This is a genomic window from Burkholderia sp. AU32262 (assembly GCF_020419985.1).
GTDB lineage: Bacteria > Pseudomonadota > Gammaproteobacteria > Burkholderiales > Burkholderiaceae > Burkholderia > Burkholderia semiarida.
This window is the reverse complement of record NZ_JAIZRS010000001.1, coordinates 95530-118472: the sequence shown is the minus strand read 5'-3', so window position 1 is coordinate 118472 and position 22943 is coordinate 95530. Positions and strand designations below refer to the sequence as shown.

The 22943-nt window shown below is 65.1% G+C and carries 15 protein-coding genes and 2 pseudogenes; 15 read left to right on the top strand and 2 right to left on the bottom strand.

Features of this window, described 5'->3' with window-relative positions; all coding sequences use genetic code 11:
• The first annotated feature begins 21 nt into the window (after positions 1-21).
• From LGN10_RS00455 to LGN10_RS00435, 5 genes and pseudogenes are all read left to right on the top strand, one after another.
• Positions 22-1056, top strand: coding sequence for an ABC transporter permease (locus LGN10_RS00455; RefSeq protein WP_226221159.1), 1035 nt, complete (start codon positions 22-24; stop codon positions 1054-1056).
• A gap of 94 nt (positions 1057-1150) precedes the next feature.
• Positions 1151-2092, top strand: a complete 942-nt coding sequence (locus LGN10_RS00450) for an ABC transporter substrate-binding protein (protein WP_059502372.1) — start codon at positions 1151-1153, stop codon at positions 2090-2092.
• A gap of 67 nt (positions 2093-2159) precedes the next feature.
• Entirely contained in the window at positions 2160-3050 is an 891-nt protein-coding gene (locus tag LGN10_RS00445) for an amidohydrolase family protein (protein WP_226221157.1), read from the top strand.
• Between the two features lie 68 nt (positions 3051-3118).
• A pseudogene (locus LGN10_RS00440) lies at positions 3119-3884 on the top strand (FadR/GntR family transcriptional regulator).
• A gap of 180 nt (positions 3885-4064) precedes the next feature.
• On the top strand, positions 4065-5210 hold the full coding sequence (locus tag LGN10_RS00435) for an alpha-hydroxy acid oxidase (RefSeq protein ID WP_226221155.1): 1146 nt from the start codon (positions 4065-4067) through the stop codon (positions 5208-5210).
• 51 nt (positions 5211-5261) lie between these two features.
• Here LGN10_RS00435 and LGN10_RS00430 read toward each other — a convergent pair whose 3' ends face one another.
• On the bottom strand, positions 5262-6503 hold the full coding sequence (locus tag LGN10_RS00430; protein WP_060314317.1) for an NAD(P)/FAD-dependent oxidoreductase: 1242 nt from the start codon (positions 6501-6503) through the stop codon (positions 5262-5264).
• 718 nt (positions 6504-7221) lie between these two features.
• On the opposite strand from LGN10_RS00430, the gene LGN10_RS00425 reads away from it, so the two are divergent.
• The 10 genes and pseudogenes from LGN10_RS00425 (at position 7222) to LGN10_RS00380 (ending at position 21205) form a co-directional block, all read left to right on the top strand.
• Positions 7222-7500, top strand: coding sequence for a hypothetical protein (locus LGN10_RS00425; protein WP_146075215.1), 279 nt, complete (start codon positions 7222-7224; stop codon positions 7498-7500).
• A gap of 6 nt (positions 7501-7506) precedes the next feature.
• Complete coding sequence (locus LGN10_RS00420; protein WP_059584425.1) at positions 7507-8232, top strand: SMI1/KNR4 family protein; 726 nt, start codon at positions 7507-7509, stop codon at positions 8230-8232.
• Positions 8233-8661: 429 nt separating this feature from the next.
• Positions 8662-9360, top strand: a complete 699-nt coding sequence (locus LGN10_RS00415; RefSeq protein ID WP_226221153.1) for a YfiR family protein — start codon at positions 8662-8664, stop codon at positions 9358-9360.
• A complete protein-coding gene (locus tag LGN10_RS00410) occupies positions 9357-10625 on the top strand; it encodes a diguanylate cyclase domain-containing protein (protein ID WP_059584426.1) in 1269 nt (422 codons plus the stop codon). Before LGN10_RS00415 ends, LGN10_RS00410 begins: the two co-directional genes overlap by 4 nt.
• Before the next feature lie 86 nt (positions 10626-10711).
• Positions 10712-11225, top strand: a pseudogene (locus LGN10_RS00405) (OmpA family protein).
• A gap of 288 nt (positions 11226-11513) precedes the next feature.
• Positions 11514-13397, top strand: a complete 1884-nt coding sequence (gene tssF, locus LGN10_RS00400; RefSeq protein WP_226221151.1) for a type VI secretion system baseplate subunit TssF — start codon at positions 11514-11516, stop codon at positions 13395-13397.
• A gap of 133 nt (positions 13398-13530) precedes the next feature.
• Positions 13531-15669, top strand: coding sequence for a type VI secretion system Vgr family protein (locus tag LGN10_RS00395; RefSeq protein WP_226221149.1), 2139 nt, complete (start codon positions 13531-13533; stop codon positions 15667-15669).
• A gap of 18 nt (positions 15670-15687) precedes the next feature.
• On the top strand, positions 15688-16152 hold the full coding sequence (locus LGN10_RS00390; protein WP_059584433.1) for a DcrB-related protein: 465 nt from the start codon (positions 15688-15690) through the stop codon (positions 16150-16152).
• A complete protein-coding gene (locus LGN10_RS00385) occupies positions 16149-20456 on the top strand; it encodes an RHS repeat-associated core domain-containing protein (RefSeq protein WP_226221139.1) in 4308 nt (1435 codons plus the stop codon). The genes LGN10_RS00390 and LGN10_RS00385 overlap by 4 nt, the downstream gene beginning before the upstream one ends.
• On the top strand, positions 20453-21205 hold the full coding sequence (locus tag LGN10_RS00380; RefSeq protein ID WP_104012570.1) for a macro domain-containing protein: 753 nt from the start codon (positions 20453-20455) through the stop codon (positions 21203-21205). The genes LGN10_RS00385 and LGN10_RS00380 overlap by 4 nt, the downstream gene beginning before the upstream one ends.
• 330 nt (positions 21206-21535) lie before the next feature.
• Here the strand turns inward: LGN10_RS00380 and LGN10_RS00375 are convergent, their stop codons facing one another.
• Positions 21536-22189 carry a hypothetical protein gene (locus LGN10_RS00375; protein ID WP_226221395.1) on the bottom strand — a complete coding sequence of 218 codons (654 nt, stop codon included), beginning with the start codon at positions 22187-22189 and terminating at the stop codon, positions 21536-21538.
• Positions 22190-22943 lie beyond the last annotated feature (754 nt).

Here is a 22943-nt window from a genome sequence, read left to right as displayed (position 1 = left end):
ACGCTCAGACGCCCAACGATCATGTCCAACGATACGCATCCCGTTCCGCCCCTGGCCACCGGCGACACGCCGGCCGCCGCAGCGAGCCTGAAGTCGCGCTTCTTCAACCCGGCCGCGCGGCAGAAGCTGCTCGCGTTCGCGAGCCTCGTGCTGCTGATCGTGTTCTTCAGCTTCGCGTCGTCGAACTTCCTCGAAGTCGACAACCTCGTGTCGATCCTGCAGGCCACCGCCGTGAACGGCGTGCTGGCCGTCGCGTGTACGTACGTGATCATCACGTCCGGCATCGACCTGTCGGTCGGCACGCTGATGACGTTCTGCGCGGTGATGGCCGGCGTCGTGCTGACGAAGTGGGGGATGCCGCTGCCGCTCGGGATCCTGGCCGCGCTGTGCTTCGGCGCGCTGTCGGGCTGCGTGTCGGGCTTCGTGATCGCGAAGATGAAGGTGCCGCCGTTCATCGCGACGCTCGGCATGATGATGTTGCTCAAGGGGCTGTCGCTCGTGATCTCGGGCACGCGGCCGATCTACTTCAACGATACGCCGGGCTTCACGTCGATCGCGCAGGATTCGCTGATCGGCAACCTGATCCCCGCGCTGCCGATCCCGAACGCGGTGCTGATCCTGTTCCTCGTCGCGATCGGCGCATCGATCGTGCTGAATCGCACGATCTTCGGCCGCTACACGTTCGCGCTCGGCAGCAACGAGGAGGCGCTGCGGTTGTCCGGCGTGAACGTCGACGCGTGGAAGATCGCCGTGTACACGTTCAGCGGCGCGGTGTGCGGGATCGCCGGCCTGCTGATCGCGTCGCGGCTCAATTCCGCGCAGCCGGCGCTCGGGCAGGGCTACGAGCTCGATGCGATCGCGGCCGTCGTGATCGGCGGCACGTCGCTGTCGGGCGGCGCGGGCAGCATCGTCGGCACCATCATCGGCGCGTTCATCATGAGCGTGCTGACCAACGGGTTGCGCATCATGTCGGTCGCGCAGGAATGGCAGACGGTCGTGACGGGCGTGATCATCATCCTCGCCGTCTATGTGGACATCCTGCGCCGCCGCCGCTGATGCACGCGCGCAGGAAGAAACGAACACGGGCACCCAGGCGCTGCACCGCCGGCCGGGCCGGCATTTCAGTCGATACCAACCAAGGAGACGCGAAGTGATCAGGAGCAAGGTGTTGAACGCGATCGTCGGGCTGACGTTCGCCGTCGGCGTCACGGCCGGCGCGCAGGCGCAGGAGACGTACATCCCGCTGATCTCGAAAGGCTTCCAGCATCAGTTCTGGCAGGCCGTGAAATCCGGCGCGACGCAGGCCGCGAAGGACTACAAGGTGAAGGTGACGTTCGAAGGGCCGGAAACCGAGGCGATGGTCGACAAGCAGATCGACATGCTGTCGGCCGCGATCGCGAAGAAGCCGGCCGCGCTCGGCTTCGCGGCGCTCGACAGCAAGGCCGCGCTGCCGCTGCTGAAGAAGGCGCAGGCCGAGAAGATCCCGGTGATCGCGTTCGATTCGGGCGTGGACAGCGACATTCCGGTGACGACGGCCGCGACCAACAACAAGGCGGCCGCCGCGCTCGCCGCCGACAAGCTCGCCGCGCTGATCGGCGACGAAGGGCAGGTGGCCGTGGTCGCGCACGACCAGACGAGCCGCACCGGCATCGACCGCCGCGATGGCTTCCTCGAACGGATGAAATCCGCGCACCCGAAGGTGCAGGTCGTGACCGTGCAGTATGGCGAAGGCGATCAGCTGAAATCGACCGAGGTGACGAAGTCGATCCTGCAGGCGTATCCGAAGCTCAAGGGGCTGTTCGGCACCAACGAGGGCTCGGCGATCGGCGTGGTCAACGGCGTGCGCGAGATGAAGCGCAAGGTCGTGATCGTCGGCTACGACTCCGGCAAGCAGCAGAAGGATGCGATCCGCAGCGGGCTGATGGCCGGCGCGATCACGCAGAACCCGATCGGGATCGGCTACAAGACGGTCGAGGCGGCCGTGAAGGCGATCAAGGGCGAGAAGCTGCCGAAGGTCATCGATACCGGCTTCTACTGGTACGACAAGACCAATATCGACGATCCGAAGATCGCGGCGGTGTTGTACGACTGACCGAGGCGTGCCTGCGGCGATCGCGACGATGCGCGCCGCCGCCGGGGCGATTGAACACGAGGGGATCATGGGCGCAGTGCGTATCGATTCGCATCAGCACTTCTGGCGTTATCGCGCGGCCGACTATCCGTGGATCGGCCCCGGCATGGGCGTGCTCGCGCGCGACTACCTGCCCGATATGCTGTGGCCGCAACTGCATGCGCAGGCGCTCGGCGCGTCGATCGCGGTGCAGGCGCGCGCCGAGCGCGACGAGACGGCGTTCCTGCTCGACCTCGCGCGCGAGGACGCGCGCATCGCGGCGGTGGTCGGCTGGGAGGATCTCGGTGCGCCCGCGCTGGCCGACCGCGTCGCCGAGTGGCGCAGCCCGAAGCTGCGCGGCTTTCGTCATCAGGTGCAGGACGAAGCCGACGTCGGCGCGTTCGTCGCCGATCCCGGCTTCAACCGCGGTGTGGCGTGGCTGCAGGCGAACGGCTACGTGTACGACGTGCTCGTGTTCGAACGCCAGTTGCCGGCGGTCCGTGCGTTCTGCGCGCGGCACGATGCGCACTGGCTCGTGCTCGATCATTGCGGCAAGCCGGCGCTCGCCGAGTTCGGGCGCGACGACACCGCGTTCGCACGCTGGCGCGCGTCGCTGCGCGAGCTCGGCGCGCTGCCGCACGTCGCATGCAAGCTGTCGGGGCTCGTGACCGAGGCCGACTGGCGGCGCGGCCTGCGCGCGCAGGACATCCGGCATATCGAGCAGTGCCTCGACGCGGCGCTCGACGCATTCGGCCCGCAGCGGCTGATGTTCGGATCGGACTGGCCCGTGTGCCTGCTCGCGGCGTCGTATGACGAGGTGGCGTCGCTCGTCGAGCGCTGGGCCGAATCGCGGCTGTCGGCGGCCGAGCGCGGCGCGTTGTGGGGCGGCACGGCCGCGCGTTGCTACGCGGTGCCGGGCGATGTGAAGCGCGGCATATAGAATAGGCGCGAGCGGTCTGTGCGATTCGTCGGGCCGTCCGCAACGAAACCGATTACCAGCGTCAACGTATGTCCATCCAGCCGATTCAGAACCGCCGCCTCTACCAGCAGATCGCCGACAAGCTCAGCGCGATGATCGAGTCGGGCGATTTCCCGCCGGGCAGCTATCTGCCGCCCGAGCGCGAGCTCGCCGAACAGTTCGGCGTGTCGCGCACGTCGGTGCGCGAGGCGCTGATCGCGCTCGAGGTGAGCGGGCTCGTCAGCGTGCGCGTCGGCGACGGCGTGAAGGTGCGCCTTCCTGAAACGGCGGCCGCGCCCGAACCCGCGCCGGCGCCGGTCGGGAAGGTCGCGCCGTTCTCGATCGTCGAGATCGATCCTGAGCTCGGCATCGCACTCGATCTCGATACCGAAATCCCGCCGTTCGCGCTGCTGCAGGCGCGCCGGCTGATCGAGCCGGAAGCCGCGTCGCTGGCCGCGCGGCACGGCTCGGACGCGCAGATCGAAGGTATCCACGAAGCGTTCCTGCGCAACCAGGACGACAACCGCAGCGGCTCGCTCACGCACCCGGGCGACCGGCTGTTCCATATCCGCATCGCGGAAGCGAGCGACAACGCCGCGTATGCGCTGATGATCAAGCAACTGCTGGCGCACAAGTACGACCCGATGTTCCAGCGGCTGCAGTCGCTGTACATGCCGAACGACATGCCGCACCGCTCGGAGCTGGAACACCGCGCGATCCTCGACGCGATCCGCGCGCGACCCCGACGCCGCGCGCCGCGCGATGGCCGAGCATCTCGATGAAGTGATCCGCATCTTTGGCCGCGCGCTCGACTGAGTGCGCGAGTCGATTCGCCGCATGGTCGGCCGCGGCCGACACGATGCGGATTTTCGCGTGCCGATGCGGCGTGCGCATCGCGCGAGGGTAACGGCCGCCGGGACAGAACGAACGCTGCGATGCGAGCGATGCGCGCCGGTCGATCGGCATGCCGCTCGCGCGCCGAATGGAGTGTGACGAATGCGCGTGAACGATTGCCACAATTTCCACGACTTCCGCGAGCTGGCCAGGCGACGGTTGCCGGGGCCGATCTTCAATTACATCGACGGCGCGGCCGACGATGAAACCACGTATCGACGCAACACGAGCGCGTTCGAAAGCTGCGATCTCGTGCCGAGCGTGTTGCGCGGCGTGCGCGACGTCGATCTGTCGGTGACGGTCATGGGGCAAAAGCTCGGCATGCCGGTGTACTGTTCGCCGACCGCGCTGCAACGCCTGTTTCACCATGACGGCGAGCGCGCGGTCGCCGCCGCCGCCGCGAAATTCGACACGATGTTCGGCGTGTCGTCGCTCGGCACCGTGAGCCTGGAAGAAGCCCGTGCGATCAGCCCGGGCCCGCAGGTCTACCAGTTCTATTTTCACAAGGACCGCGGCCTCAACCGCGAGATGATGAACCGCTCGAGGGAGGCCGGCGTGAACGTGATGATGCTGACGGTGGACAGCATCACCGGCGGCAATCGCGAGCGCGACAAGCGCACCGGCTTCTCGATTCCGTTCCGGCTGACGCTCGCGGGGCTCACCGAATTCGCGTTGAAGCCGGCCTGGGCGATCAACTACCTGACCCACGAGCGGTTCCGTTTGCCGCAACTCGACCGGCATGTCGACATGGGCGGCGGCGCGATGTCGATCAGCCGCTACTTCACGGACATGCTCGATCCGTCGATGTCGTGGGACGACGTCGCCGCGATGGTGCGGGAGTGGAACGGGCAGTTTTGCCTGAAAGGCGTGATGTCGGTCGACGACGCGCGCAGGGCGGTGGACATCGGCTGTACCGGCATCGTGTTGTCGAACCACGGCGGACGGCAACTGGACGGCTCGCGCGCCGCGTTCGACCAGCTTGCCGAGGTGGTCGACGCGGTGGGCGACCGGATCGACGTGATGATGGATGGCGGCGTGCAACGGGGTTCGCACGTGCTCAAGGCGCTGGCGCTCGGTGCGAAGGCCGTCGGGCTGGGGCGTTATTACCTGTTCCCGCTCGCCGCCGCCGGGCAGCCCGGCGTCGAGCGCGCGTTGCAGCTGATGCGCACGGAGATCGAGCGGGACATGCGGCTGATGGGCTGCGCGTCCGTTTCTCAGCTCGGGCGGGGCCAGCTTCGTTTTCGCTGACGGCGGCGGGCACGACGCCGTCAGGCCTGCGTGCCGGCCGGCATCGCCCGCTCAGAAGCGATCCGCGCGATACGGCGCCGGATCGGTGAACGGTGCTTCCCCGGTCATCATCTCGGCGAGCAGGCGGCCGGTGACGGGGCCGAGCGTCAGCCCGTGATGGTTGTGCCCGAACGCGAACCACAGCCCGCGATGCGCGGGCGCGGGGCCGATCACCGGGCGCATGTCGGGCGTGCACGGCCGGAAGCCGAGCCACGGATGCGGGTCGAGCCGCTCGCCGAAACCGAACACCGGCCGCGCGACGCGTTCCGCGCGTTCGAGCTGCACGCCGGTGGGCGGCACGCGGCGCCGCGCGATCTCGACGCCGGTCGTCAGCCGCAGCCCGCGCCGCATCGGCGCGATCACGTAGCCGTATTCGCGATCGACGATCGGCGCCGACGGCACGCCGCGCGCGGACGGCGCGTAGTGCATGTGATAGCCGCGTTTCTCGCGCAGCGGGATCTTGTAGCCGAACTTGCCGAACACCGTGTCGGACCACGGGCCGAGCGCGACGACGACGGCCGGCGCGGCCGCCGGGCCGTCGTCGGTCCGGACCTGCCAGCCGGGCGACAGCGCGTCGAGGCTCGCGGCGTCGCCGGTCAGCAGCGTGCCGCCGCCCTGCACGAACAGTTGCGCATACGCTTTGACGAGCGCGGCCGGATCGACGACGCTTTTCGGGTCGAGCCAGTGCAGCGCGCCGCAGAAGCCCGATGCGAGGCTCGGTTCGTGCGCGCGCAGCGCGGCCGCATCGAGCGGCGTGATGCCGAGCCCGTGGCGGCGCGCGGTGAGGCCGGCGTCGGCCACGCCGCGCTCGAATGCGGCCGGCGTGCGGAACGCTTCCAGCCAGCCGCTGGCGCGGACCAGTTCACCGGCGCCGGCCCGCGCGATCAGCGCGTCGTGTTCGACGATGCAGCGCTCGATCAGCGGCAGCATGTCGCGCGAGGCCGCCGCGTGACGCAGCGGCGCCGATTCCCACCAGAACCGCGCGAGCCACGGTGCGAACGCGGGCAGCGACGCGCTGTGCCAGTAGAGGTCGGTCGAGCGGTTCAGCGCATAGCGCATCAGCGTGAACGGGCTGCGCGGGAACGGGTACGGTTCGACCGACGAGCGCTCGATCAGCCCGGCATTGCCGAAGCTCGTGCCTTCGCCGGGCGCGCCGCGATCGACGAGGGCGACCTTGCGGCCGCGATCCTGCAGGTGCAGCGCGGCGCAGACGCCGACGATGCCGGCGCCGAGAACGATGACGTCGAAATCCATCGGTATGAATGAACAACGGTCGAGACAGGTTGGAAACCGACGTTGCAGTCGGGGCGAATTCCGGAGGAGGGCTGCCGACGGACAGCTTGCCGTCAGGATACCCGCGATGTCATGCGATTCGCAAAAACCGATTCGGCTTGCCGGATGCGTACTTACGATTCGCGATATTCCGGATTCTAACCGGGCGCCAGGCGCGGGCGGGACTGACATTCGTCGATGGCGACGGCATGCGCGCGCCGGCGCCCGCGATTCTCGATGCGTTGCACACCACGTGTCGACACCCTGTCATAAGCCGCCGATCGTGTTGATCATTTGATCCGGGGTATCGGTAAATCGTACGATGCTGCATCGCGGAATTGCCAAATTTACCCGTTGCGTCATTCCGGAAGATCCAGGTCCCCCTGCACCGCCGGCTTACCGGCGTAATTCGAGGGACTGCTTAATTGAAAGGTATGGACTCGCCCGAGGCGGGCCGTTATGATGGCGCCGCTTGCCCTGAGAGACAGCCGACCGCGCCAAGAAAAAGACATAAACGTGGGAGAAGATGGCGATTTTCTCGAATGTCCGTCTGCTGGCGAATGCGATTGCGTTGATGGCCTGAAAGCCGCGAATCGCGTTTCGTCGGAGACGCATTCCGAAATTAATATTTCGGACACCGACATGTAGTAATGCCGCGTCGCATGCGCCGCGGCAATCGAAAAAGAAAGCGAGAGGGCCCATGAAAGAGTTGCCAGGAATCGCCGGATTGGTCGAGTCCGCGGGATCGTCCCCGCTTGCCGGCGCGCTGCAGTCGGGCGCGATGCAATTGGCCGCGGCGGCGAATCCCGCCGTCGGCAAGATCGCACCGACGGTCCAGAACAATCATGTGACGGTCGTGAACGGCCCGAACCAGACGAACATCGTCACGCAGGGCCAGCACGCGAGCATCGTGCGCAAGGCGATTTCGGTGCAGTCGCAGGACGAACACATCCAGCACACGGCGAAGACGGCGGTGTGAGTGGCAATGATCGAGCTTTCCGCAACGACTTACACGACCGAACTGAAGCGCTTCAAGCTGCGCGGCCAGGTCTGGCTTGCAGCGAACGAGATTCCCGCCGACGTGCAGGTGCCGACCGCGTGGCGCGTGCTGCTGGATACGCCCGACGCCGCGCTCGGCAACTGGCTCGCGAAGATGTGGGCGGGCGTCGCCGGCCGCCTGCCGGCGGTCGAGCAGTTCTTCGCGGAGAAGCTGCGGCGCCCCGCCGTGTTCCAGAAGGAGAGCGGCGATCTGTGCCTGCTGTATCCGTACACGGTCGAACAGGACGACCTGAACTTCTTCATCGGCCATCCGCCGCTCGGCGAGCTCGTATCGGACGACATGCCGCTGTGGCGCGCGTTACCCGACGATCTGCGCAGCTTCTACCAGTTCACGCACAACGGCTGGACGTTCTTCCCGGCCAACTCGATGGGCCCGTTGCCGATTGGCGACCAGACCGCGTTGACCGACAAGCTCGACCTGACGCCCGACGAGACGCGCCAGCTCGGCGTGAATCCCGATCTCGTGTGGACGGTGTTCCAGAATGGCGGCGGCGACTATCTGTGCCTCGACCTGCGCAACAGCGCCGGCGACGGGAGCGACGCAGGGCGGATCTGGTGGCACGAGAACCCGACCGAACTCGAACCGGTGGATTTCTGGGCCGTGATGAACGCGTGGTTCGAGATTTTCGTCGAGGAAGCCGACAAGCGATGACGACCTGGTGCGTCGTTTCGGGCCGGTGCGCATACAACCGTAGGTCCATGCCGCGTGCCGCACGCGCGACTTCTCCGGTTGCGAATGCAGTGTTCCGGCCGACCCGAAAGCCGTTGCGAGATGTCATTCGATTTGCCGGCGCTCACCTGACGCGTGGGAACGTATGAGGTTTTCCGCGCACGGGCGTCCAATCCACTGATCAATCTGCACGCGTCGACACCCGATCGGCTTCGGTCGACGCGATTGCCAGCCTCGTCGTGCCGCGGCACCGGATCCATACCATTCAGGGTGTTTTTCGCGGGTGTTTCCCACTGCTTGGTGATCCGAATTTTTACCTAAGATGAAGAAATCGTGCGCGTCGTTCGGTGCTTGCGCGCATGGAGGGAGGCAGGAGGCAGCGCCAGAGCGATGCCGGCGGATGTTGCGATCATGGAAGCGAAAGTGTGTGCGGCTGCTGCCTGTCTTGCGACGGCAGCGACGCCGACGGGCGCGGCGCAGGGCGCCGCACGGACGACGCGCCGGCCCGGCCGGATCACTTCGCTGCGCCACGCGTTGTTCGCAATCGTTTGCGTGTTGGGCGCCGCGCCCGCCGTGCTCGCCGGGGCGCTCGCCGATACGGACGGCCCGGCCGACAATGGGCTCATCGCAGCCGCCGCCGCGAGCCCGACCGATCCCGCCATTTCGTCACATGACGCGGCCGTGCGCCACGTCGTACTCGGCATCATCAGCTTCACGCGCTGGCCGACGACGCCCGTGCGCCTGCATCTGTGCATCACCGGGCGCCCCGACTACGCGCGCGGCCTGACCGACACGCTGCAGGCCGGCTCGACGCTGCTCGACGTGCAACGCGTCCGCTTCGACGATCCGTCGCTCGGCATCGCATGCGACGTCGTCTATCTCGGCGCCTTGAACAACGACGAGCGCGCGCGGGTGAGAGCCGCATTGGCCGGCCATCCGGTGCTGACGATCGCGGAACACGATCCGTCCTGCACCGCGGGCGGCATGTTCTGCCTCGACGTCGACGGCGATCGCGTGTCGTTCGACATCAACCTCGATGCCGTCGCGCGCAGCGGCGTGCGCGTGCATCCGAACGTCCTCAATCTCGCACGACGGCCGGTGACGCCATGACACGGCCCTCGCTTCCCGTTCCCGCTTCGCCCGTGCCGCGCCCGACGTTGCAAAGCGTGCTGCGTCGCGCACACTTGCGGCTCGCGTTCGTCGCCGTGACGATGGCCGCCGTGTCGTTGATCGTCGTCGCCGTGATCGCGTTGCGCGCGTATGCCGGCAACAACCTGAACCTGCTCGCGCGCTCGCTCGGTTACACGGTCGAGGCGGCGCTCGTGTTCGGCGATCGCGTCGCGGCGAACGAGGCGATCGGCATGATCGCCGGCGACGAGGACGTCGCGCAGGTGGTCGTCACCGACAGCAACGGGCAACTGTTCGCCACGTGGCAGCTGCCGGCCGGAAGCGGGATCGCGCGGCTCGAGCGCGCGGTCGCCGACGTGGCGCTGCCCGGGCCGGTGACCGTCCCGGTGATGCACGACGGCATCATCGTCGGCCACGTCGTCGTGCGCGGCCGCGGGCACCAGTTCTTCGGCTTCCTGCTCGGCGGCGTCGGCGGCATTCTCGGCTGCCTGGCCGTCAGCGTGTTCGGTGCGTACGTCAGTTCGAAGCGCCTGCTGCGCAACATCGTTTCGCCGCTGCGCGCGCTGGCGGGCGTCGCGCACGCGGTGCGGCGCGAGCGTGCGTTCGCGCGGCGCGTCGAGCCGGCGGCGATCGCCGAACTGAACCAGCTCGGCGACGACTTCAACGCATTGCTCGACGAATTCGAAGACTGGCAGAACACGCTGCGCGACGAGAACGCGTCGCTCGAACACAAGGCGACGCACGATGCGCTCACCGGGTTGCCCAACCGCGTGCAGTTCGAATCGCGTCTCGCGCTGGCGCTGTGCGACGCCACGTTGACGGGGCAGCGGGTCGCGGTTCTCTATCTCGACTGCGACCGCTTCAAGGAGATCAACGATGGTCTCGGTCACGATGCGGGCGACGCGGTGCTGATCGGCATCGCGTCGCGGCTGCGCACGCGGGTGCGCGAGGCCGATCTCGTCGCGCGCCTGGGCGGCGACGAATTTGCGGTGATGCTGGCGGCGGTGCCTGAAGCGGGCAGCGTGTGCCGGATCGCCGACGAGATTCTGTCCGGCATGGCGCCGTCGATCGAGCTGTCCGACGGCCGCGTGGTGGCCACCATGATGAGTGCCGGCGTTGCGCTGTTTCCCGATCACGCATCCGACGCGAGCGGCCTGCTGCGCGCGGCGGATATCGCGATGTACCGCGCCAAGCGCGCGCGGCCGGGATCGTGGCAACTGGCGGAGAGCGTGGCAGGGCCGGTGTGATGTCGATCGACTCGCGCCGCGGGCGAGGCCGCGGCGGCGGTTAAAAGAAGCGCTTGCAGAGCGGGCGCGATGGAAGGGGATGCGAAATGAACCACTCGTTTCCTGTGAGCACGGGGCGGATGTGCGTCGGGAGTGCGCTGCTGCTGTGCATGCTGCTGGGGGGGCTGCAACACGCCGCCGCCGCTTCATCGGGGGCTGACGCAGACGCAGGTGACGGCGCTGAAGTCGGCCGGGTTCCAGGAGACCGGGCAGGGGTTCGAGTTCGGTTCGACCGGGCCGATTCTGTTCGATTTCGATCGATACAACCTCAAGCCGGACGTCAGACGGATCGTCGAACGGATCGGGCGAACGTTGCGGTCGGCGGGCATCAACGGCGTGCGGGTTTATGGGTATTCGGATGACGAGGGCACGGAGAAGTACGACATCGAATTGTCGAGGCGGCGGGCGGAGGTGGTGGCGATCGAACTGGTCGACGTCGGGCTCGACGCGAAGCAGATCGCGATTGCCGGGAAAGGGAAGCGCGATCCGGTGGGGGACAACAGGACGCCGGCAGGGCGCGCGCAGAATCGGCGGGCGGCGATTGTGGTCTCGCCGCGATGAGGTGGTACGCCGCGCATGGGTGGTGTGTGTAGACGCGCCGACACGCACGCCGTGCCGTCCGCTGTAACGGTTCGCCACCATTGACGCGAAAGTGCCCGAGCGGCCGTTTGCAAGCGGCGAGCCTTGATGTTCGCGGCATTCAGGCGCGGCATCGGCAGTATTCGTCATCGCAGAAATGACGCCCGTTCGACGCGTCGCGAATGAAACAATAGGTGGTCAAAATAAAATCGTTCCGCCTTTTTGAACGCTGCATCGTCATACGCACATGCGGCGACGGACGGAACGAGGATGGCCATCGAACCCAAGGATCTGCTGCCGCACTTCGAGCGTGAACTGACGCTGCTGCGCCGTTCAGTGCAGACGTTTGCCCAGCGCTTCCCCAAAATTGCCGCCCGGCTGGCGATCAACGGCGAGCATTCGGACGATCCGCACGTCGAACGCCTGTTGCAGTCGTTCGCATTGATGGCGGCGAGCCACGACATGCGCATCGAAGATGACGTGCCGGCGTTTACGCACGGTTTTCTCGACACGCTGCACGGTGTTTTCCTGCGCCCGTTTCCTTCCTGCGCGATTGCGCAATTTCTGGGCGACCGCAGCAGCGACCTGACTGCGCCGCGCGTCGTGCCGCGCGGCGACAAGCTGATCGCGCCCATCGGCAAGGAAGTATTCCGCGTCGCGGACGACGTCGCGGTCGTGCCGCTCACGGTGTCGTCGGTGCGTTACACGACATCGTCGATCGCGCCGCGCGACGTCGCGTGGCCGGCGGAAACGACCGGCTTGCTGACTTTCACGTTCGAGCTCACCACGCCGAACGCCACCTTCGCCATCGTGCCGGACACCGTGCGCGTGCATTTCACCGGCACGCGGGAAATCGTTGCGGCGCTCACCGACGCCGCGTTGCTCCTTGCCGGCCGAAGCTTTGCCGAAGCAGGCGATTCGACGCGCTGGAAGCGTCTGCCGGACGCGACGTTCACGGCCGCCGGCTTCGAGCCTGCCGATGCGCTGCTCGACGTGCGGCCGGACGAGGCGCTTTGGCCGCTCCATTTGCTGATGGCGTATTGCGCGATGCCGGAGCGTTTCGACTTTGTCGACGTGGACATGCGGAAGATCAAGCGAATCGCCGGCGGCAGCCGTCGCGTCGCGCTTCACCTCGCGATCGCGGGCGTGCATCCGGATTCGCACCGCGCCCGGCGCCTGGCCGCCGCCACGGCCGACCACGTCCGGTTGTTTTGTACGCCGATCGTCAACCTGTTTCAGGACGAGGCCCAGCCGATCGAGACGCGCGCGGGTTGCGCGCACTATGCGGTGAGGGCGCTCGCGCAGGGGGGGGGCGCGCCGCGCACCGCTATCTGGTCGATCGATGCCGTGCGTCATGTCTGCGACTCGGGAACGTCGACGCTGGCGCCGTTCCGGTCGCTAAGCCATGGCACGGACAGGCGTGCCGGGTTGTTCTGGACGGTGTTGCACGACGAGGCAAGGCGGGCACCGAAGGAGCCCGCCGATCCGCGCGCCAAGGAGACGGACGCGCGCCCGGCGCCGTCCCCCGCCGACGCTGCCGAATCGCTCCGCGGTGTCGAACTGGAACTCGTTGACCAGGGCGGGCGACCTGCCGACCCCGGCCATCGCAAGCTGGAGATCTGGCTGTCCTGCACGCAGGGCGATCTGTCCGCGATGCGCGAGCGCGAACTGGCGTTGCCCGCGGGCGATCCGGCGGGAACGGTCATGTTGCTGAACCGGCCGACCGCGAGCCGGCCGACCGCTTTCCGCCATGGGGAGCTGTGGGATCTGCTGTCGCTTCTCGTGCCGCAGGCGGTCCGGCTGGACAAGGGCGGCCTGACCCAGATCAGGCGGCTTTGCGCGCGCTGGGCGGAGAACTCGGTGGACGCCGGCCGGCGCTTCGATGCGATCGTGTCGTTGTCGACCGCGCGCGTGCGGGGCTGGCTGCCCGGCAAGCCGGCATCGGCGTTCGTGCACGGGCTGGAGGTGCGGCTGGTCGTGGACGAGCAGCGTTTCGCCGCGTTCAGCCTGAGCGGATTCGCGCACGTGATGGACCGGTTTTTCGCGCCCTACGTGCCGGTCACGAGCTTCGTGCAGGTCGTGCTGTTTTCGGCCGCTACCGGTGCGGTGCTTCGGCGTGGGGCGCCGCGTCCGGGCACCCAGCCACTGGTCTAGTTTCCCGATTTTTAGGGCCCGTACGAAAACGTTTGCGGACGTCTTTCAAGCCGTCGGGTTTTACCCTACATTATCGAGGCTTCGGGCCGGCGAGCCGGCTTACGGAACCTGAGATCACACGCAAGGAACAAGAATGAGTTTCGCTCCGAACGGGGGTATTCCCAATGGATTGGGCGGTGGTGCGCTCGGCTCGTTGAGCGCGCTCGGGGGCCTCGCCGGCCCGGTCGCGTCGAGTGTGGCCGGCAGTCTCGGGCCGCTCGCAGGGCTGGCCGGGCACGTCGACACCGTCCAGCGGGCACTGCAACTCGCACAGACCGGCTTCTCGCTGATGGAGAAGACGCCCGGCGCGATTGCCGAGGCGATCAACGGCGCCGCCAACCCCGCGCGCCTGACCCAGCTCAACCGCTACGTCACGCTTGATACGCCGCTCGGCCCGGATGTGCTGCTCGTCAGCGCGGCTGTCATCGACGAGCATGTGAACCGGTTGCCGGAGATCCACCTCGACCTGCTGTCGCATCGCCACGACCTGCGCCCGGACGATCTGATCGGCCAGCAGGTCAAGATCCGCTTCGACCAGCAGGCGCGCCTGTCGACCCTCGAACGCGTCGTGGCCTCGGGCACCGGCGACAACGACCGCTACTTCGACGGCTACGTCGCGTCGTTCGACCGCGCCGGCAACCCCGGGAACGTCACGCAATACCACCTGACGGCCGTGCCGTGGTTCTGGTTCCTCACGCGTTCCACCGACTGCCGGATCTTCCAGAACAAGACCGCGCAGGACATCCTCACCGAGATCTTCCAGGAACACGGTTTTTCCGATTTCGTGTTCGATATCCGGACGAGCCAGAAGCCGCTCGAATACGTCGTGATGTACCAGGAGAGCTACTACAACTTCTGCGCGCGGCTGATGGAGCAGGAGGGGCTCGTGTGGACGCACCGCTACGAGAAGGACAAGCACTTTCTCGTGATCGGCGACACGAACCTGCTGTTCCGCCCGATCGATGGACTCGCCACCGTGCCGTTCGCGGCGACCGAGGCGAGCGAGGACAGCGGCATCGATCAATTGCACGAAGGTCGGCGTTTCGGCGTCGGCAAGATCACGTTCCGCGACTTCAATCACCAGAATCCGTCGTCGCCGCTGATGCTGGTGGAGGCCGGGCCGCAGAACCTCAAGCACGCACGGCTCGACGCGACCGAGCGGTTCGAGCACCAGTCGTTGTACGACCACGGCGACGACGGTAACCGCTACGCGCGTTTCGCGATGGAGGCCGAGGAGGCGCAGGCGCATCGCTATACGGGCAGCGGCTATGCGTGGCGCATGACCACGGCGGGAACCGTGGCAGTCGCGAACCACCCGGTGCTCGAAAACAACCAGGAGTACGTGATCCTGCACGTGCGTCACGAGGCCGTGAACGACTACACGCAGCACAGCGCGAAGCTGCCGTACCGCAACAGCTTCTCGCTGCTGCCGAAGAAGATCCCGTACCGTGCGCCGCGCGCGACGCCGAAGCCGGTGATTCACGGCACGCATTCGGCGATCGTCGTCGGGCCGAAGGGCGAGGAAATCTATACGAACGGCAGCGCGGTGAAGGTGCATTTCCCGTGGGACCGGCGCGGCAAGAAGGACGGCTCCGATTCGATGTGGGTGCGCGTGTCGCAGCCGTGGGCGGGCGACGGCTGGGGCGCGGCCGCGATTCCGCGGATCAGGCAGGAAGTGCTGGTGGCGTTCAATCAGGGCGATCCGGATAACCCGGTGATCGTCGGCCGCGTGTTCAACGGCGAGCAGGGCAACCCGTATCACGGCGCGGCCGGCCAGACGATGGGGATCAAGAGCCAGACGCATAAGGGTGCGGGGTCGAACGAGATCCGCATGACCGACACGAACGGCATGCAGGAATTCTTCATGCACGCGCAGAAGGACATGAACACCGTCGTCGAGAACAACGAGACGCACAAGGTGATGGGGCCGATGCGTACCGTGCTGGTGGCGACGGGCAGCGAAGAAAAGCAGATTCCGCAGGGCAACCTCACCGAGACGATCGCCGAGAAGCGCAGCACCACGGCCACGACCGTCGAGGTGACGACGCCGGCCAAGGACGGCGGCGGCGGCACGCAGGTCTATGTGGCCGAGCGCGGCATCCTGCTGAAGGTGCAGGACAGCTCGATCTCGCTCGCGCCGGAAGGCATTCGCCTCGAGCACAACGGCTCCGTGATCCTGATGACCGACGACGGTGTGACGGTCAACGGCAAGCGCATCGATCTCAACAAATAAACTCGAACGAAACCAGCCATGCACTACGCAATCCATGAAGGCACATTCGAATTGCCGGACGCGGCGCTTGATCGCACCGTCAACATGCTGATTCTTCCCGTCGGCCCGGGCGGGCTGAGTCTCGTCGTGTCCCGCGGCCGGCTGCGCGAGCAGGAGTCGATCGACGCGTTCGTCGAGCGCGAATGGGCGCAGGCGTCGCGCACCGCGCAGAATCTGAACGTGCAGTCGCGACGCCCGGTGACGGTCGGGCGGGCGGAATGCCCCGGCGTGCAAACGGAATCGACGCATGAACAGGACGGTCGCACCTTTCATCAGATGCAGACGGCGTTTCGGCTCGATGCCGGCGGGCAGGTGATCGTGATGACGTTGACCAATGCCGCGCCGCTCAACGACGAACAGCGTGCGCTTGCCGCGCGCATGCTGGAGAGCTTCCAGCCGCGCCCGGTTGCGCCCACGCTCGTTTCGGATGCCGGCCGCCCATGAGTCAACCGGCCGCTCGCAAGGACGATCCCTTTACCCACACGACGCTTGCGGGCGATTTGCTCGGCATGGGCGGGTCGCTGCTGGGCGGCCTGGGTATCGGATGGGCGCTGACCACGATAGCGGAAGGCCTCGTGTTCGGCGCTTTGGGCGCGCTCGAAATCGGCACCGGCGGGCTGGCGACGCCGATCGTGCTGGCGATCGGCGTCGGCGTGGCCGCCTACATGCAGGGCTCGGGCCTGAACGACAAGATCGACGAGGCCGCGAAGGGGCTCGGCAACGCCATTTCTCCGCCCGTGGAGAAAGGCACGATCCAGAACGGCTCGCCCAATGTGTTCGTCAACGGGAAGCCGGCGGCGCGCGCGGCCGACGGTGCGGACATGGATCCGGTGCTGTGCAGCGACCATCCCGGTCCGCAATTCGTCGCACAAGGGTCCGACGTGGTGTTCATCAACGATCTGCCTGCGGCGCGGGTCGACGACAAGACCACCTGTGACGGCACGATCTCGAAGGGCTCGCCGGACGTTTTCTTCGGCGGCGGCACGAAGACCGTGCGCGACATCAGCGCGGCGCGGCCGTGGGTCGCCGGGCTCGGCGCGGCGATCGGTATCGCGCTTGCGCTCTGTGGCCGAGGCAAGGGAAGCTGGGGCGATTTCGTCAAGGGCAAGCTGCCGTGTCTCGCGATGAATTTCGCGGCCGGCATATTCGGCACATGGCTCGGCAGCAAGATGCAGCCGTCGGCCGGCCATCCCGTCAACGTGATCACCGGCGGCAAGATTCTCGACGGCAGCGACGATACCGACTTCGTGTTGCCGGGCCCGCTGCCGATCGTCTGGCGGCGTTTTTACAGCAGCCACGACGATCGCGCCGATGGCCTGTTCGGTGTCGGCTGGAGCGTGCCGATCAGTGTCGAGTTGAGGGTGGCGCGGGAGAACGGCGTCGTCACGTCGATCACGTACTGGGACGAACAGGGGCGCGAGATCGAGTTTCCGGCGGTGTCGCCGGGTGAGAGTCATTTCAGCGTGCCGGAAGGCATTTACCTGATTTGTACCGCCGGCGGGCACTATGTGGTCGAAACGGTCGATGGTTTGTATCGCGATTTCGGCCGCGCGGGCAGCGATGCGGACAGCGAGATGCTCAAGCTGCGGCGGCTCGAGGATCGCAACGGCAACTGGATCGAGGTCGAGCAGGAAGCGGTAGATGAGGTCGTGCGGCCGGTGCGGTTGCATGACAGCGCGGGTCGCGTGCTGACGCTGGGTTACGAGAAGCCTCATCCTCGACGCATTGCCACGATCGAACTGACGCGCGGTGTCGACGGAGAGCAACCCGACACGCTGGTGCGTTATGCGTACGACGATGCCGGCCAACTCGTGGCCGTGACCGATCGCAGCGGCCACACCGGGCGACGGTTTGCCTACGAGTATGGGTTGATGGTCCAGCACACGTTGCCCGGCGGCTTGAACTGCTTTTATGCGTGGCAGGGTGTGGGCCGCGACGCGCGTGTCATGCGCCATTGGACCGACGACGGCGAAGCGTACACGTTCGACGCAGATCTCGCGCAGCGTTCGGTGACGATCACCGATCAGATCGGGCGCGTGACGGTCTGGACGTGGAACGAGGATCAGCAGCCGACGAGTTATACGGATGCCGAAGGCAACGTGTGGCGGCTCGAATGGAACGCGATGCGGCAGCTGGTCAGCACGACCGATCCGGCCGGCCATGTCACTCGCTTCGAATATGACGAGCGCGGGCGGCAGACGCAGCGCATCGACGCGCTCGGCCACGTCGAGCGGACCGAATGGAATGGGCACTACGATCTGCCTGTTGCGGAAATCGATCCGACCAACGCGCGATGGATCTATCGTTACGACGCGCGCGGCAACCTGACGATGACGCGCGATCCGGCGGGTTTTGCGACCGAGTATTACCGCGACGATCGCGGGCTCGTGCATACGATTCGTGATGCGCGCGGCGGGTACAAGTTCCTTGAATGGAATGGCCGGGCGCAGTTGACCGCGTATACCGACTGTTCCGGCAAGGTCACGCGGTTTGCGTATGACGCACGCGGTGCGCTCGCTCGGGTGACCGATGCGGCCGGCAATGCCACGGTGTACGAAACGGATGCGATGGGGCGAGTCACGGGGATCGGGACGGCCGATGGTGCGCGTCAGATGTTCCGTTACGACGCGGCCGGAAGGCTGATTGAGGTCGTCGATCCAAACCAGCGCAGCACGCGCTACGAAGTCAATCCGCGTGGATTGTTGCTTGCACGCACGGATGCTGCGGGTCGGGTCGTGCAGTTCGGCTATGACCAGGCGTTCCGGTTGGCGAGCCTGACCAACGAGAATCGTGAGACGTATCGCTTTCAGTACGACCGTCGCGATCTCGTTTCCGCACAGATCGGTCTCGATGGCCACAGGCGTATGTACGAGTACGACGTGTGCGGTCTAGGCACGATCGTACGCGATGGGCAGCTCGAGACACGATACGAGCGCGACGCGATTGGGCGGCTGACGGCGAAGCAAGCCGCGCACGAGCGTTGCGAATACCTGTACGACGAGGCAGGCCGGATCACATCGGCCGAGTTGTACACGCTTGCTGCCCGAGGACCATCGTTGAAGAATCGCGTCAGCCTGAAGTACGACAAGCGTGGAGAAGTCGTCGAGGAATACACGCCGACCGGCTGGCTCGCACACACCTACGACGAGCTCGGCAATCGTGTCAGCACGACGATTTCCGGCGAGCGCACGATCGACTGGCTGCATTACGGGTCGGGGCATGTGCACCAGATTCGTTTCGACGGTGCCACGGTTGCGGACATCGAACGGGACGACCTGCATCGCGAGGTGCTGCGGACGCAGGGCAAGCTGACGAGTCACTTCGGGTATGACGCGGTGGGGCGCCGTGCTCGGCAAACTGCGCAGCGCGGCGCGGCGGGCGGCGAGTTGCTTGCGAAGCAGTGGCAATACGATGCCGCTGGCGACGTGATCCAGAAGCGCGACCAGCGTTACGGCACGACGAGCTATCGGTATGACCCGACGGGGCGCATCGAACAGGCGGTGGGGCCGGGATTGCCGTCGGAAGTGTTTCGGTGGGATGCCGCGGCGAACCTGGTGTCGAGCGATCACCCGGGCGGGTATGTCGAGCACAACCGGCTCAAGATGTTCGAGGACAAGCGCTTTGAGTACGACGCGTATGGGCGGCTCGTTCGTAAGGTGAGCGGGCATGGGCCGGCTAAAGAGCTCACGCTTGAATACGACGACTGGAACCAGTTGAAGACCGTCGTGACGAAGGACCGGCTCGGGGTTGCAACGACGCATTTCGAATACGACGCGTTCGGTCGACGGATCAGGAAGCTCAATGGCAGTTATGCGAGTACGGATTTCCTGTGGGACGGCATGCGGTTGGTGCAGGAGACGTATCACGATCGTCAGGGCGAGGAAGCGCTGACGTACTTGTACGAGTCCAATAGTTATGTGCCGCTTGCCCGGATCGATCAAGGGAGGGCAGCGGCTAATGATGCGGATGGACGGGATGCGGTTTACTACTTCCACAATGATGTATCGGGGTTGCCGGAGGAACTGACTGACGCTGGTGGCGAGTTGGTCTGGCAGGCGCGCTATAAGGTTTGGGGCAATGCGGTACAGGAGGAGTGGATCGCGCGGGCGCCGCAGACGTCGGCCGCCGCCTGGGGTGAAGTGTCGGTAGCCGCGCCGACGTCGACATATGCACCACGACCACAGAACTTGCGCTTCCAAGGACAGTATTTGGACCGCGAGACCGGGTTGCACTACAACACTTTCCGGTTCTACGATCCAGACATCGGGAGATTCATCAATCCGGATCCGATTGGATTGCTGGGAGGAGCGAACCTCTATCGGTACGCGCCTAACCCGGTATCGTGGATTGACCCATGGGGACTGACTGGCGACGACATAACAACGCTTTACCACTACACGACTCAAGATGGTATGGAGGGCATTACGAGTAGTGGACTTTTGAATGCGTCGCATGGGCCCGTACATGCAAGGTTTGGAGATGGTCAGTATTTCACTGATATATCTCCCGATATGATTGGCGGTAGAACTATGGCCGATGCTGCTGGAACTGGAAAGATGTCACTAGGACAGCTTGCGGCAAATATTTACGGCGATGCGCGAAAACTTAATAGCATCACGCATTTTGTTGAAATTGACGTTACGGGTTTGGATGTCAAGGAGCCCCGTCCAGGAACTTTCTTGGTTGAAGGGAGTGAACCACTTGATATTTCGAATCGCGTGAAAAGAAGTGGATCGAGTTGCTCATGAAAAGAGAATATTTCCATTCAAAAACAGAGTTTCCGTGTGGTGTAGGGGAGGTTTATACGGAATTTCTCGACGGCGTCGCGACGCGCCAGATTAGCCATCCTGATGGTGGAGTTATCTATGCATCTTCATCGGTACGTGATTGGAATCCTGAGATAGGATTTTTGCTCTTTGATGGAATTAAGGACGAGCTTGAAATTTCTCAAAAAGACGAAATCAAACGAGAAGATTTCGAGCATGTCTGGAAGGCGGTCATAGGCAATCCTCCCAAAGGACTGTCGATTGTCTATGAAGTTGGGGATGCGGCTGTGCCACGGGAAAATTCAACCTTGATTGCTCATGTGGTGAACAATCGGGGGAAATGGGGGCGCGGGTTTGTTGTTTCTCTCGGCAAGAAATACCCTGTCGCACGAGATGGTTATCTCGAATTGTTCCGAGATGAACAGCGGCCTCCGCTCGGAATGGTTCAATTTTTGTCTGTGGATGACGAGAAGCGGATATTTGTCGCGAACATGGTTTCTCAGGACGGGATTCGCAAGAGTAGTCGCGACGTTGCTCAATACGTTTCGTATTCTGACCTCAAGATATGCCTTAGTAAAATTTGCGAATTTGCGTTAGCTAATCGACTTTCGGTGCAAATGCCAATGATTGGCGCGGGACTTGGTGGCGGGGATTGGGAAGTCATTTCGGCGGAAATCGACGAAGTGTTTTCGTACTATAAACAGACTTGTAAAATAATTACACTTTCTTGATAACGCTGGCGGCGAGCTGGTTTGGCAGGCGCGCTACAAGGTGTGGGACGATGCGGTGCAGGAGGAGTGGGTTACGCGGGTGCCGCAGCGGTCGACGGCCGCCTGGGGTGAAGTGTCGGTGGCCGCGCCGGCCTCGACGCGCGTGGCTGATCAACGATGCGTGTTTTGTTCCGGGCCGCAAGGCGAGGATCGACATTGAGCCGGGCAGGCTGATCATCACGCAGATGTAAAAGGCAACGCCGCGAGATGCGGCCGCGCTGCGCGACGTCGCGCAGCGCGCCGGACGGGGTAGAGCAGCCGTAACCGGCGGCAGCCACCCCAAACCACGCATCACCAAGCGATATCGCAAGACGACCGCGACGTCCCCGCACCGCCGGTAGCCGTGCATTTCGCCCCTGAGCCGTTGTCATAGAACGTCCGCGTCTCTGGTTGCGGCACCGACGGATCGAACGGATTCGGCGCGCCGTGCGGACCGCGCGGCGCATCGTACGGCCGCTGCGGCGCATACGAGCCGCCACTCACAGCCGGCCGCGATCCATTAGCGCGCAGGTATTCATTCCAGTTCCGCTCGAGCTGCTCATACCCCGGCACAGCGCGCCCCAAACTGTCGCTCCCGCCCGCGCCGAGCGCGACACGATTCGGCGGCAAGATGACATCGGGTTCACGTTCAGAAGAAGCGGGCGGCGATGCCACAAGCGCATCGCTCGTCACCCGCAACGGCCGCGTATCCGGCGTATCGAAAGGGCTGCGTTCGGCGGGCGTGGCGAACTGCACCCGCCTGCGGCTCAACCGCGCCGCATGCCCATCATCCCGGGCGGCCGCACGTCGCTCCGAGCGAAACACATTGGCGCCGGCCGACCGATCGGTCAGCGTATCGCGTCCGGAAGCATGGGCAGCACAAACAGAAAGCGCGCACGCGATCGCGGCGGCGGAAGAGAGGCGGATTGGGCAATTCATCGATGATTCGAAGCAGGTGATGTGCATTGAACAAAAACGGCAAATCACTGGCTGGCGGCTGAGCGACAAGGGGGACGTCGAAGCGTCCCTGAAGCGACTGCGAGGCGCGGCGGGCGCGACTTGCAGGGAGGCTGGCTGGATTGCTGAAGCGAGGCCACATTATTTCATGGAAATCTCAAAAAGCTTTCAAAATGTTTAGCTTCAAAAGTAAACAGTAAGATTTGCCGCGATGTCGAGCGCCCGTTCTGGTGCGCACTCACACAATCATCAGTCGATTGGTTTCCCGCGATCGACTCCTGGGCCGCCCACAAAACGCACCATCGCGGATCACGCCCTCGCCGGACGCCATGCTCAGCAAGGAACCCACCCCGGTCTCCCCGCCCAATAGCAACCCAATTGCACCCAAGGCAATCGTCCCACCCCGAAAAGGTTGCGCCCCCGTCGCCACCCGCCCGCCTCAAAAACATACGTGTTTTCCCTCAATCGACAGGCATTTTTGACAGACGATTGAAAAACGCCCATATAATTTCGGCTGCCTTGCCAATGGCTGTCGGACCATCCCTCCGAACGAGCGATTTGGCAAGCGGGGCAGGCGAAACGCTTGCGCAATGCAAGACGCATCACGATGTCTTTCCGAACCAGACGTCCCCTTCGGGGACTGCAAGAGCCGGGCCCCGCTACGCAACATTCCGCTGGAGTTCCGTCTTCTATGTGTCTCGGGCGTGTCCCCTGTCCTCGCCCCGGGTGCTGTTCGATTGCGCAAGTCATGCCGCCTTTGCCC